Annotated in this window: 9 protein-coding genes and 2 pseudogenes; 1 reads left to right on the forward strand and 10 read right to left on the reverse strand. The window is 43.2% G+C overall.

Translation table 11 applies throughout. The annotated features are described in order from the left end of the window. Positions 1–198: 198 nt before the first annotated feature. Positions 199–2505 (reverse strand): family 20 glycosylhydrolase, encoded by a 2307-nt coding sequence (locus DWZ47_RS27470; RefSeq protein WP_117515355.1) that lies wholly within the window; start codon positions 2503–2505, stop codon positions 199–201. A gap of 184 nt (positions 2506–2689) precedes the next feature. Here DWZ47_RS27470 and DWZ47_RS27475 point away from each other — a divergent pair, with 184 nt between their 5' ends. Then, complete coding sequence (locus DWZ47_RS27475) at positions 2690–3604, forward strand: cation diffusion facilitator family transporter (protein WP_004300135.1); 915 nt, start codon at positions 2690–2692, stop codon at positions 3602–3604. A 335-nt stretch (positions 3605–3939) separates the two neighbouring features. Here the strand turns inward: DWZ47_RS27475 and DWZ47_RS27480 are convergent, their stop codons facing one another. The 9 genes and pseudogenes from DWZ47_RS27480 to DWZ47_RS27515 form a co-directional block, all read right to left on the reverse strand. Beyond that, complete coding sequence (locus DWZ47_RS27480) at positions 3940–6279, reverse strand: TonB-dependent receptor (protein ID WP_117515357.1); 2340 nt, start codon at positions 6277–6279, stop codon at positions 3940–3942. A gap of 113 nt (positions 6280–6392) precedes the next feature. Beyond that, entirely contained in the window at positions 6393–6734 is a 342-nt protein-coding gene (locus tag DWZ47_RS27485) for a hypothetical protein (RefSeq protein WP_008776571.1), read from the reverse strand. A gap of 124 nt (positions 6735–6858) precedes the next feature. After that, a pseudogene (locus DWZ47_RS31435) lies at positions 6859–8175 on the reverse strand (TonB-dependent receptor plug domain-containing protein); the annotation flags it as partial. Between the two features lie 342 nt (positions 8176–8517). Then, positions 8518–9180: pseudogene (locus DWZ47_RS31440) on the reverse strand (TonB-dependent receptor); the annotation flags it as partial. Positions 9181–9264: 84 nt separating this feature from the next. Then, positions 9265–9645: a hypothetical protein gene (locus DWZ47_RS27495; protein WP_004317845.1), complete on the reverse strand. Its 381-nt coding sequence runs from the start codon at positions 9643–9645 to the stop codon at positions 9265–9267. 46 nt (positions 9646–9691) lie between these two features. Next, positions 9692–11290, reverse strand: a complete 1599-nt coding sequence (locus tag DWZ47_RS27500; RefSeq protein WP_004325699.1) for an aspartate:alanine exchanger family transporter — start codon at positions 11288–11290, stop codon at positions 9692–9694. Between the two features lie 47 nt (positions 11291–11337). Then, entirely contained in the window at positions 11338–12240 is a 903-nt protein-coding gene (locus DWZ47_RS27505; RefSeq protein WP_117515359.1) for a cation diffusion facilitator family transporter, read from the reverse strand. A gap of 80 nt (positions 12241–12320) precedes the next feature. Then, positions 12321–12701, reverse strand: a complete 381-nt coding sequence (locus tag DWZ47_RS27510) for a thioesterase family protein (RefSeq protein WP_004303823.1) — start codon at positions 12699–12701, stop codon at positions 12321–12323. A gap of 18 nt (positions 12702–12719) precedes the next feature. After that, on the reverse strand, positions 12720–13601 hold the full coding sequence (locus DWZ47_RS27515; RefSeq protein WP_004308057.1) for a hypothetical protein: 882 nt from the start codon (positions 13599–13601) through the stop codon (positions 12720–12722). Positions 13602–13752: the final 151 nt, after the last annotated feature.

A 13752-nucleotide genomic window follows, 5' to 3' on the forward strand; every position in this document is an offset into this window, starting at 1 on the left:
CAGAACTGTAAAATATAAAAGAGGTTGTGCCAACGTTTTGACACAACCTCTTCATCCCATTCAATCCGGTGCATGTGCACCTTTGATATATGATTAATCTCGACTCGTCTCTCACTGATTCGCATAAGTTTTCAAATATTTTCTGCAAAGGTACAGCTCGCCGGCAAGACGGACAATACCTAAAAATAATGAAATTTGCTATTCATGTTTCAGCCATGCACTTGGCAATACTTCTTTTTCACCTTTTTCATTCACCAGTTCCATCTGCAATACGCCTCCGTTACAATCGAAGTAACGTACCTCTATCGGATGAAGCCCAGCTTTCAAAGCCTTCTGCACAATAATCTCTACTGGCGAATGTGCTCCATCATTATCTCCCAACAATTCACCGTCAAGCATTAATGTGCTACCGTCGTCCGAGAGAAGGGCAAATGTATAGATACCATCGGCAGGAACTTCCAGATAGCCGGTCAATACCAGACCGATATTTCCTTTCACCTCTTCGGGAATGGATACCGATTCCACCACATACTCCCCTTTGACAGGAGCTGCATCAATATCCGCACAAAGATTACCACGGAAATCGTGCCATACTGCTTTCAAGCCGGGCTGCAAAGCAGCCGGAGCAGTCACCGCCTCCGCATAAGGAGCCTTTACATACTTGGTACGCACCACATCCGAAGGAGAACCATCCGGACGAAAAGTGCGGAAAGCGAAATCCGTAGTCTTCCCAACTTCCAAAGCACCGTTATAAAGAGCTGATTCTTTGGTAGGCATACTGCCGTCTGTCGTATACCATATTTCAGTACCGGGTAACGGGCAGGTCAATTCCACAGTTGTTTCATCAATAAATGCATTCACTTTATAGAATCCCTGCAAGTCAGGCACTCTATAATTTACCCTCATCACATCCATCCGCTTAAATTGCGGAACAAGCTGACGATAAAATTCTTCGAGACCCGGTTTAGCTGTCGGCTCCGCCCAAGCTATTTCACTCAACGCTATCATACGGGGAACAATCAAATATTCAATGCGCTTCATTGTCGGAATCCATTCAGCCCAGAGATTCGCCTGCACACCCCAGATATATTTCTTCTGTTCCGGCGATAACCGCTCGTCTGCACACGGATCATACGCAAGTATTTTCTTTACTGAATTCTGATCCTGCGCATAATCGAAATAGAAATATTCATTCGGACAAGCAATCACTTTCTGCTTTTGTGCAGTTGCCGTAGGCAATGCATCTTTCGCCCAACTTCTCCACCAGGTAATGGCAGCATCGGAAGATAATCCGTCGGATACCACTTCATCCCAGCCTATGAGTTTCTTTCCGTTGGCAAGGAAGAATTTCTCCATGTCACGTACAAACCATGCCTGAAGTTCTTCTACCGAACCCAGTTTCTCCGTACGAATCCGTTTCTGACAAAGAGGACATTTCTTCCAGTTGGCTTTTTCCACTTCATCACCACCCATGTGCACATATTCATAAGGGAAAAGTTCAAAAACTTCTTTGAACACATTCTGGCAGAACTCCAGCGTTGTATCTTTGCCCGGACAGATAGGAGAAGAGAAAGTTTCCCCCCACCCGATTAATCCGTCGCACGCCAATTCCGGATATTGACCGATAGCTGCCAGGAAATGTCCCGGCATATCGATCTCGGGAATGACATCGATACCTCTTTGCGTAGCATAGGCTACTATTTCTTTTATATCATCATGAGTGTAATAACCTCCATACAGCGTATCTCCTTCCACAATGCGTATCTTATCTTCCGGAATCAGGAAATCGGTATTATCTTCTTCTTTCGCACGTGCCATACAGGTACGATCCTGCGTATTGAATTTACGCCAGGCCCCTTTTTCTGTAAGCAACGGGTATTTCTCGATCTCTATACGCCAACCCTGATCGTCGGACAGATGCCAGTGGAACTTATTAAGTTTATACAAAGACATCAGATCTAATACATGCTTCACTTCTTTTTTATTCCAGAAATGGCGGGAAGCATCCAACATAAATCCACGCCATTCAAACCGTGGCGCATCTTCTATTTGCACGACAGGGATAGAATAATTCTGTTTCTCTCCCTGCACTTCTATCGTTGCAGGAAGCAACTGGCGAATAGTAGTAATAGCAGAAATAATACCCGAATAGTCAGTTGCCTCTACCCGAATATACTCCGGCGTAGACTCAAGTTTATAAGAGCCGGGCTTTCCAACAGTATCCTTCAACTGAAAATACATATCTACCTGACTCTTATCGGTAGTGACTTCAACAGAAGACGATATGACATTCCGAAGAATCTCCTGCAGATACCCGACAGCCGGAAACAAGGACTGATCGGAAACCCCAATCTTCATTCCATCTTTTAAAACAAACGAGCCAGACTGCTCGGTCAGACTAACGGGGGTAGGTAAGATTGCAATCTCTTGCTTGACGGTAGGCGTGCAAGAAGAAAAAATACAAGCTGACACAATGAGAAAAGAGCTACTTAGTTTTTTGAACATGCGGTTAACTATTTAATAAATTAATTGTCCTGTTTTTAATTGACCATCTATATATAATACAACTAAAACGTATAAACTACTAAAAAGGCAGAAAAAGTTTTTTGCGACTTCATATCACAGACTCCTATTAATGTTTATCTTTGCTCCCCAATCCCATTACAAACAATTATAAAGAGTCACTTCAATGTCAAGAGAGAAAATACTAATCACAACCTCGTGGATCAGCACAATTGGCAATGCAATCTTGTCCGTATCCAAAATCATAATCGGTTTATTTGCCGGTAGTTTAGCCGTAGTCGGCGACGGTATCGACTCGGCAACCGACGTCGTTATCTCTATCGTTATGATTTTTACGGCACGCCTCATCAACCGCCCTCCTTCAAAGAAATATGTATTCGGATATGAGAAAGCGGAAGGGATCGCAACAAAGATTCTATCACTCGTGATATTTTATGCCGGTGTACAAATGTTGCTATCATCCACTAAAAACATCTTTTCAGATGAAGTGAAAGAGATACCATCGGCTATCGCCATCTATGTCACTATATTTTCTATTATCGGTAAACTCTTACTGGCTTCATACCAGTACAAACAGGGAAAGAAGATCAATAGTTCCATGCTCACGGCAAACGCTATCAATATGCGTAATGATGTTGTCATTTCAACCAGTGTTTTGTTAGGATTGATATTTACTTTTATCTTCAAATTGCCGATACTCGATTCGATAACAGGATTGATAATCAGTCTCTTTATCATCAAATCTTCCATCAGCATCTTCATTGATTCCAATGTGGAGCTAATGGACGGGGTGAAAGATGTCAATGTATATAATAAGATATTCGAGGCTGTAGAGAAAGTGCCCGGTGCCAGTAATCCGCATCGCGTCCGGTCACGAATGATAGGGAATCTCTATATGATTACCCTTGATATAGAAGTGAATCCACAAATCACAATCACGCAAGCCCATGAGATTGCCGATGCAGTGGAGAAGAGCATCATTAATTCGGTAGATAATGTATATGACATTCTGGTACATGTGGAACCTGCCGGTAAATGTCAGACAGGAGAAAAATTCGGGGTCGATAAAGATATGGTTTGATCCATCTCTACACAGAGTTTCTTTCACTTTCCTCTATCACCTATCACCGACACTTCCAAAAGCTCTTATTCATGGGGATTTCAGGGGTGGTGACAGGTTGTTTGCAACCTATCACCGCATCTATCACCTATCACCGCCCGATCAATCAATGATTAACAAGGAGAAAAGAACAGGTCTCTATACGACATATTAGTTTCAGCCGCTTGAAACTTTTAGTTTCAAGGCTTGGAACAAAGTGTTTCCCGGTGTGAAACAAATCGTTTCACTATTTGAAACAAAGTGTTTCAACGCAGGAAACAAAAAGTACCGTGCCGGGAAACTATTTTTATGACCGATTAATAGCTGATCTTTACTCCGGCAAAGAAACTTCTCGGCAAAGAAGGACCGTAAATATAACCGGAATCCCGGTTAGCTCCTCTGTCAAAGTCCTTCTGATAAGACTCAAAAATATTCTGAACTCCGCCGTTTAATTGCAAATCAACCGTTTTGTATAACTTGAAGTCATAAGCCAGTTTCACTCCCAAATCAAAGAAACGAGGTGTTCTGATTGCTTCCGCTTTTCTTTCAGGCATTTTACCCAGTTCGGCATTCTCGGCGGTGATATCCATACGTTGCACCAACATCCTGCCGGTATAGGTTCCTGACAAAGCAATAGATAAAGGTTTGATGGGGGTACAAGTAGCAGTGAAATAACCGTATGTATCGGGAGTACGGAAAATCTTCTTTTCTGCCGGTGCATCGTCATGCCACTTATGCGGTTCATCGTACCGGCTACGTTGTAAAGTTAATCCCGCTTGTATTTGCAGGATAGAAAGATAAGCCACTTTACCTTCCAGTGTCAATCCCATCACTTTAGCACCGGGGCCATTGCTACGTGTTTTCACTAATATACCATCACCACGGTCGTAAGGTTTGCCCAATACAAAAACATCGGTCAGTCTTGTATAAAAACCCTCAATCAACAAATTCGTCTGGAATGCTCCGAAACGATGATACATATCTGCAGAAACACTGAAACTTTGGGATTTCTCTTCTTTCAAATCCTTTGCACGCTCGATCATAGCCACCGTTCCGCCCACATTTTCAATATGCATATCCTCATCAAAAGCCTGCGGAGCACGAAATCCGGAAGAATAGCTTAAACGCAGGTTAATATTCTGGGTAGGATTAAAACGCAAGTTGGCACGGGGACTAAAGATCACATTATCCACCATATTATGCTTATCCAGACGACCACCAATCAGAATCCCCCAACGGTCGTTCTTCCATTCGTTCTGCAGAAAAGCACTGTAAATATTCACCGTCTGATCCGTGTGACGGTTATATCCCCACATGTTATCTTTTAGGCGGTCACGGTTATATTCAAGCCCTGCCGTGAGATCAGAAGGCATAAAAAAGCACTTGTCAAACGTATGTACGTATTGTGCACCACCCATAGCGGTTAAATCCGTTGTCTTTCCATAGGCTTTCAGAGGATCGTTACCCGGTCCGTAATAGCTGTCCCGGTCTGTATTGGCAGCCGATGCAAAGACACTTAGACGGTTCTTTTCATCCGAAGAGAAATAATCGAATTTCAAACTTCCACCATCAATAGAATGTTGCAACTGCTCCGCAATATGCGCTTCGTGAGGAGGACGGTTCAACATATCCCCTCCACGACGGAATTCCTGCATGTGGTGATATTCAAAGGTCAGTTTGGAATAAGTACTTGTTTTCAGATAAGAGCGGAAACCCACTGTCTGATTCTTCAATTTGGGCAGTTCGGTAAATCCGTCTCCGTCATAATCATATCCCGACCGATAACGGTTCTGACCAAAGATATACAATCCGGCACGATGATCGTCCGTCACCAATGAAGCATTCAGCGAGGTGTTGTTATCGAATGAGGAGCTTCCTCCTAAAGAAGTTATGGTGTGCGACAGCTGACCCGAATTACGTAAAGGCTCTTTGGTGATTATATTAATCGTTCCTGCAATAGCTGAAGAACCGAACAAGGCGGAGCCTCCCCCACGCATCACTTCTACACGTTCAATCATACTGGCAGGAATCTGTTCCAGTCCATACACTCCGGAAAGGGCGCTGAATACGGGACGCGAATCTATCAGAATTTGTGTATATGGTCCGTCCAGACCATTGATGCGGACTTGCTGGAAGCCACAATTCTGGCAATTTGTCTCCACACGCACTCCGGGCTGGAAGTTCAGTCCTTGTGATAAAGTGGAAGAGTTGGTGGTTTCAAAAAGTTTCAGGTCGACAACATTCACCAAAGTAGGAGCCATACGACGTGTCGTTTCACTCCGGTTGGCGGAAACTACTACTCCGTCGAGAGCAATCGCATCCTCTTCTATTTCAAAATCTTCTTCCAGTGTCTTTCCTTTTTTCAGAGTTACGTTGCGGGTCACTGTCTTGTAACCTACTGAACTAACTTCCAGTATAAAATTTCCTTCCGGCAAATTCTTCAAAAAATAATGCCCGGTAGCATCGGTCACGGTTCCTATGGTCGTTCCTTTCAGTGCGATAGTGATGTACGGAAGATGTTCTTTCGTTTTTTTATCCAGTACATGACCTATTATATTCGCATCGGATTTCTTCAGTTCAGGGTAGTCCGGACGTTCAGCCAATGCGTATGACAAGACACAGCACAGGCCGACCAGGACTAAAAGATATTTCTTCATTGTCGTTAGTCTTTTAATGTTTTAATTCGAAAAATAATAATAAAGGGAAAGGGAAGCAGCGATCGTTAATCGTTGATCCTAATACATTAATACTGTTCCCCCAAAAAGATAGACTAAGCGATAGGAGGTGCTCTAAGAGATATTACGCCCGGACAAGAACGGTAAAATTGCTCAATTTGCGGGCGGACAAACAGGATGCATAATAGAGATAAAGCAGCAACAGAGAATGTTGGTATCAAACCGCTGTCGGTCACCAACACATGACTCAAGAGATGAATTAGTTGGAATTCAACCGTCGTATGGCTATGTTCGCTGCCTTTTTTAAATGGATGTGAATGGACAATTGTAACCCCGTTGACCACATGGGAGTGAGTAAACAAAGTGATTCCTGCCATGTACGAGATAAACAGTACAGGCAGAAACCACTTCATTATATGTAGGTACAATTGTTTCATTCGGTCATCTTGCACATTTATTCTGTGCACCTAAGTCAAGGTTTAGTTTGTTTTTTGCAAAGATAAGGATTGTCTCCATGCAAAACAATCCCTATTTATAACGATTTTAAATCTTAACCGAATTTTAATAACTTATCTTCACTCCGGCAAAGAAACTTCTCGGCAATGACGGACCATAGATATAACCGGAGTCACGGTCAGCCCCTTTGTCGAAGTCGTTCTGGTAGGCATTGAAAATATTCTGTACACCGGCATTTACCTGCAAGTTCATCGACTTGTAAAGTTTGAAATCATAGGCAGCCTTCAAACCGATATCGAAGAAGTCCTTCGTATTCACCGTTATCGGTTTTTCAAGGAATCCCGGAACTGGTTCGTGGGGAACCAGCATCGAACCGGTATATGTACCGGAAAGAGCGATAGATAATGGTTTTATCGGGGTATAGGTTGCTGTAAAATAACCGTAAGTATTCGGTGTACGCATCATTTTCTTTACAGCCGGAGCTTCTTTGTTCCATACATGCGGTTCGCTATAATGGCTCTGTTGCAGGGTGACTCCTGCCTGAACCTGGAATTTAGTCAGATACGCCATCTTTCCTTCCAATGTCAGTCCCATCACACGGGCTCCCGGTGCATTGTAGCGTGTACGTGTCAGGATTCCATCCACTACCTCTCCGTCGGTAAGGGCAAATACATCTGATAACTTTGTATAAAATCCTTCTACCAAAAAGTTAACCTGAAACGCACCAAAACGATGATAAATATCTGCCGAAGCACTCAAGCTCTGTGATCTTTCTTCTTTCAGATTATCGGCCAATTCAACCATCGCCACATTACCGCCTACATTCTCCACATGCAAATCCTCGTCGAAAGCCTGCGGAGCACGGAAACCGGATGAGTAGCTGAAACGAAGATTGATATTTTCCGTCGGATTATAACGCAGATTGGCACGCGGACTGAATATCACATGGTCAATCAGGTTATGTTTATCCAAACGACCGCCAATCAGAAATCCCCAATGCTCATTCTTCCATTCATTCTGAAAGAAAGCACTACCGATATTCACTTTTTGGTCTACTGTACGGTGGTATCCCCACATATTGTCTTCCAGTTTATCCTGATTGAATTCTATTCCGGCAGTCAGGTCAGCAGGCATGAAAATACATTTTCCGAAACTATAGACATATTGCGATCCTGCCATCCAGTTTAAGTCGGTAGTGTTTCCGTAAGCATTCGGATCTTGGCCGCCACCATAATAGCTGTCACGATTGATATGCTGCGCTGATGCAAACACATTGAAACGATGTTTCTCGTTAGGTGAGAAATAATCAAATTTCAGTCCTCCACCATTGATCGAGTGTTCGGTCTGTTCCGCTACATTCGCTTCGTGAGGTGGACGGTTCAACAAGTCTCCTCCCCTACGGAATTCTTCCATGTGGTGATATTCAAAAGTTAGTTTCGAATATGTCGTTGTTTTCAGGAATGAACGGAAACCGATGGTTTGGCCGTGTATCTTGGGAATTTCAGAATATCCGTCACCATCATGGTCATACGCGGAACGATGGCGATTCTGACCGAAGATATACAAACCGGCACGCTGGTCGTCCGTCACAAGTGATGCATTCAGCGCCGTACTGTTATCAAAAGCATCGCCATCACCAATACCTGTAATGGTATGCGATAACATACCGGAATTGCGCATCGGTTCTTTGGTAATGATATTGATTGTTCCGGCAATAGCAGACGAGCCGAACAAAGCAGATCCGCCTCCACGCATCACTTCCACACGTTCTATCATGCTGGCAGGAATCTGCTCGATGCCATACACACCGGAAAGTGCACTAAAAATAGGACGGGAATCGAGCAGGATTTGCGTATAAGGGCCATCCAGTCCATTGATACGCACTTGCTGGAAGCCGCAATTCTGACAATTAGACTCTACACGGACACCCGGCTGAAAGCTCAATCCTTGTGCCAAAGTCGTAGAATTGGTATTCTCAAAGATTTTCAGATCCACCACATTCACCAGTGTCGGAGCCAGGCGACGGGTAGTCTCGTTACGATTGGCAGATACTACTACGCCATCCAAGGCAACTGCATCTTCTTCTATCTCGAAATCTTCTTCCAATGTGCGCCCTTTCTTCAGCGTCACATTCCGTCTGACGGTTTTATACCCCACCGAACTAACTTCGAGCACAAAATTGCCTTCGGGAAGATTCTTCAAGAAATAATGCCCGGTAGCATCGGTTACCGTTCCGATGGTAGTACCTTTCAAGGCGACTGTTATATAGGGCAAGTGTTCTTTGGTGTTTTTATCAAGAATATGGCCAACGATATTGGCGTCTGACTTACGTAATTCAGGATGATTAGGATATTCATGAGCTTGTCCTTCAAGGGCAGGCAACAATGCGCAGCACAAGCAGACAAGCGAAAAGATGTATTTCTTCATTTTTCGTTTGTTATTAGTTTTCGATAAGTACTCACATGGATAGACAGATAATGCCCTACCTCATGCAAGGTACGGTATCATCATTCAAAGAATGGAGAAACGAATAGCCGGAGGTGCTCTAAGTCCCACTACCCCATGATACGGACAGTGATAGTGAGCATACGGCGAACGGCCGAGCAACAAATACAATAAGAAAGGAATAAAAAGGGAAAGAGCAAAAACTACGGCTGCACCGTCTGCCGTTAAATGAGACAGAAAATGAATCAGTAGCAGTTCGACTGTAGAGTGTTTATGTGCCGCCCCTTTCTTAAATGGGTGTGAATGGACGATTGTCACGCCATTGACCACATGCACGTGGGCAAAGAATGTGAAGCTTACCAGATACGACACAAACAGTATCGGTAAGAAGTAGCGTGTAATATTCAATAACAATCGTTTCACCTCATTTTTTCTTTGAGGCGGCAAAGATACGAACTATTTATTTAACAATCAATGAATTTACAAAATTCTGTTAATATACTGCCGAAGCTATGATTTGAATAAACAGAATCAGAAATACCATGGCAATCGGATAAACAGTTGCGTAAGCTACGCTCGGTATGTTACTGTCCACCATTGAATCGGCAGCTGCAAGTCCCGGAGTACTCGTCATACCTCCCGTTATCGTTCCCAGCAAATCGAGCAGACTGATTTTAAATACCAGACGTCCGACAATAGCTGCTACAAGCATCGGTATCAATGTGATGGCAGCTCCTACTCCGAACATCAGCAATCCGCTTTCCTGGAAAGTGGCTACCAGATTCTTACCGGCAGAAGTTCCTACTTCGGCTAGAAAAAGAAGCAGACCTAACTGGCGCAACAACTGATTGGCAGGTCCGGACATAGACCAGATGATGGGGCCTGTCTTACCAATCGCACTCAACACAAGGGCTACCATCAGCACTCCGCCGGTCAGTCCCGGAGAGAATGACAGACTATCAGAGAAAGATATATTTATTTTGCCGAACAGCACTCCCAGTACAATACCCATCGCAATGGGGAAGAAATCCGTATCAGACAGTTTCTTCGCATTGTTACCCAGCAGGCGGGCTACTCCTTTAAGTCCTTCTTTCTCACCGACAACCATCAATTTATCACCAAACTTCAAAGCGAGATCTGGAGATGGAGACAAATCAATACCGCTTCGACGGACACGAGTCACTGTACAACCAAAATTTTTCTGTAAGTTCAAATCACCCAGTTGTTTATTTATCATGTCCTTTTTGGTCAACAGTAAAGATTCTATTTCCTGCGTTTTATCCAAAGGCAGTTCGCCTTCTTCTCTCTTACCGATTAACACAGCAAGCTGATTCAATGATTCTTCGCTACCTACGGCTTGTATGTAGTCTCCTTCACGCAGCACTGTATGGGCTGTAGGAATAGATATTTCATCATTGTGCTTCAGACGGGAAATAACAGCGCCCGTCATACCGCGTGCATTAATTTGCATCAGGTTACGGTTGAACACATGCGAATTGGTGACACGGTAGATACAAGTAGTCAGTTCTGGAAATTGTCCGCGACGTTCTATCTCCAGGCGACGGGCTTCTTTATTCAAATCTACCCGCATAATTTTAGGTAACAGTTTGACAAACAGAATCACGCCGATTACTCCAAACGGATATGCGATACCGTAAGCAATGGATGCCAAAGGAGAATTGGTACTGTCAATAGCAACCGCCAGACCCGGCGTACTGGTCAACGCACCGGCAATCAGACCGACAATACTCGGTGTATCAATATCAAATGCGTACTTCAACCCGACTGCGGTCAGGCAGGCGGAACAAATTATAAGCATAGTAATGAGAATAAGCGTCTTTCCTTTACTGCGGAAAGAATCGAAGAATCCGGGCCCTGCCTGAATACCGATGGTAAAAATGAAGAGCACCAAACCGAAGTTTCCTAATTCTTTAGGAATGATAACACCAAAATGCCCGAAAAGAAGGGCAATGAAAATAACTGCCGACACATCGAGAGATAATCCTCTGATTTTTATTCTTCCCAGCATAAACCCTAATGCGACAATCAGGAAAAGGGAAAAATAAGAGGAATGCAATAAGTCAGTAAACATAAAAATAAAGGTTAGTTAGTTTAAGGGCGCGAAGGTACGGATTTTATTTAATCCTCACAACATTCGTTGCTGCAAGTAGCTCTTTCGTCTTCAAACTCCAAAGTGGCATGATGAATGCCTGCCTCTTCGAGTGCTTCCTTTATATGATGTTTCACTTCCTCCAACTGTGTGATATTATCAATGACAACGTGGGCAGTCAGAGCGGTTTCCGTTGTGCTTAACGCCCAAATATGCAAGTGATGGCAATTCTCCACACCGGGTTGTTCCACGATAAGTTGCTGTATCTTTTGAGCGTCTATCCCCACTGGTACTCCATTCAAAGACAACCGGAGACTGTCATGAAGCAATCCCCAGGTAGAGACAATAATAATAACAGCAATGCCAAGTCCGATAATCGGGTCAATGATGCTCCATCCTGTATACGTAATAATAATACCGGAAGCAACTACACCGACAGATACCAGTGTATCTGCTGCCATGTGCAAGTAGGCCCCCTTCACATTCAGATCCTTATCTTTATCTTTCATGAAAAGCCATGCAGTAAGCGCATTGATGACCACTCCCACCCCAGCTGTCCATGCGATAGCGGAACCATCAACCGAAACCGGATGAAATAATTTGTCTATGCTCTCGGCAATAATAATGCCAACAGCAATCAACAGTATAACTGCATTTAATAAAGAAACAAGTATCGTACTCTTCTTATATCCATACGTGTAACGACTATTAGGGTGAACTTTCTCCAACCGGAAGGCCAACATGGCAAGTACCAGACTGGCTACATCACCCAAATTATGCCCGGCATCGGAAAGTAACCCCAAAGAATTATAATAAAATCCTACTCCGAATTCTACTATGACAAAAGTTATATTCAGAGCGATGCCTATGATAAAAGCTTTATTGAGCGATGTCAACCGATGACTATGTTCGTGGTGATGATGAGGTTCCATATTATATATTGTTATTATATCTAATATACAAAAAACATCTTACCCGGAGATTAGTTCATCCTTTTCCACTTTTGGCAGTATTAACGACTGGTTAGTTTTTCCATAAACTTATTCCGGTCTACCACATAACGTATATGTGTTCCTTCACCAATTTTACCCTGTGAATCAGAGGCTACTACGGAAAATGTTAACTTTCGTCCCTCTACCTCAAGAAGTGTGGCTGTTACAAGAACCGTGTCTCCCAATGCAGTGGGTTTAAGATGTGTAGTCTGAATCATTGCTCCTACCGTTGTATTGCCTTCCGGCAGTTGATCTTCAACAGCAGACAAAGCTGCATTTTCCATGAATGCTACCATAGCGGGAGTAGCAAGAACAGGGAGATCACCCGATCCCATTGCCACTGCCAGATTTTCCGGTTTGACCACTACTTCCTTTATAAATTGCAATCCTTTTTCTAACATAATTTCTGATTCTATATTTTAGTTATGACTATTCTTCTTTTTAGCAGACTGGTAGAACAGAAATGCCAACAGAGCTAAAAAAGCCAAAAGTATCGTAATCATCTCTGTTGTATATGCCATTGGTTCTACCCATATTTCATGAAAGATATTCCAGCGTCCCAATACTTCTACAAAAGTCCAGAACACTACTACCGTAGCAATAGAAAAGCGCATGGCATATCCCCATTGAGTGATTTTCAACAGGCGTTTAAACATAAAAAATGAACCTGCCAGACAGCCGAAAGCAACTATAGCAGTAACAGGGCTATGCTCGCCGACAAAATTCTCATCATAACAGAAGAGTAGCACGAGATAGCTCGTCCACATGATGAGATTTAACTCCATAAAAGTAACAATCGAGGTATGACGTGTCATCGGCCGTACTACAATCGTGGTGGTACTCTTACGGAAAAAGACTTTTTGAAGATAGGTAAAGAAGTCGCATCCGCTTTTTATACTGAAAATGTAAATCAGCATAAACATCACCCAAAAGCCGAAGGAGGAAGGCATGATTAAATATTCCGGTTTTGTCACGACTTCACCGGCAGCGTTCAGCAATGGTTGCACTTCATAACGATGTGCATAATATACGTAGATAAACTCTACCCATCCGGTCCAGAAGAGTAGTCCTCCGAATAATCCCCATAATGTCTGTCGTGTATCTCCTTTTGCAAACACTCCAATAATCACCATCACCAGACCTACTGCTCCCATCGTGAAAGCCGCATAGTGAAGAGCTGTGGATGAGAGCACATGCTCCATAAAAATCATTAATGCATGCCCCAACGGCATAGTAAACAATACAATCAGGAAAGAAGTAATCCCTGTCAATACACTTTTTCTACTGTAGCCGCCTTTCATTTTCTTCTCATTTTAATTTTTTAATCATCAATTTAGTAAAAGACTGCAAAAATAACGAGTTAATCCACTCCTCCCAATACCTACATATAATTAAAGCCTCTCATTTTTTCATTTCTTTTAGGTATTTCCCCCGTATATATATCCCCGTAAC

This window comes from Bacteroides sp. AF32-8BH, from assembly GCF_003435205.1.
GTDB classification, from domain to species: Bacteria; Bacteroidota; Bacteroidia; order Bacteroidales; family Bacteroidaceae; genus Bacteroides; species Bacteroides ovatus.

Coding starts and splice junctions, on each gene's coding strand:
- DWZ47_RS27470 (WP_117515355.1), bottom strand. CDS start 2,505: ATGTTCAAAAAACTAAGTAGCTCTTTTCTCATTGTGTCAGCTTGTATT.
- DWZ47_RS27475 (WP_004300135.1), top strand. CDS start 2,690: ATGTCAAGAGAGAAAATACTAATCACAACCTCGTGGATCAGCACAATT.
- DWZ47_RS27480 (WP_117515357.1), bottom strand. CDS start 6,279: ATGAAGAAATATCTTTTAGTCCTGGTCGGCCTGTGCTGTGTCTTGTCA.
- DWZ47_RS27485 (WP_008776571.1), bottom strand. CDS start 6,734: ATGAAACAATTGTACCTACATATAATGAAGTGGTTTCTGCCTGTACTG.
- DWZ47_RS27500 (WP_004325699.1), bottom strand. CDS start 11,290: ATGTTTACTGACTTATTGCATTCCTCTTATTTTTCCCTTTTCCTGATT.
- DWZ47_RS27505 (WP_117515359.1), bottom strand. CDS start 12,240: ATGGAACCTCATCATCACCACGAACATAGTCATCGGTTGACATCGCTC.
- DWZ47_RS27510 (WP_004303823.1), bottom strand. CDS start 12,701: ATGTTAGAAAAAGGATTGCAATTTATAAAGGAAGTAGTGGTCAAACCG.
- DWZ47_RS27515 (WP_004308057.1), bottom strand. CDS start 13,601: ATGAAAGGCGGCTACAGTAGAAAAAGTGTATTGACAGGGATTACTTCT.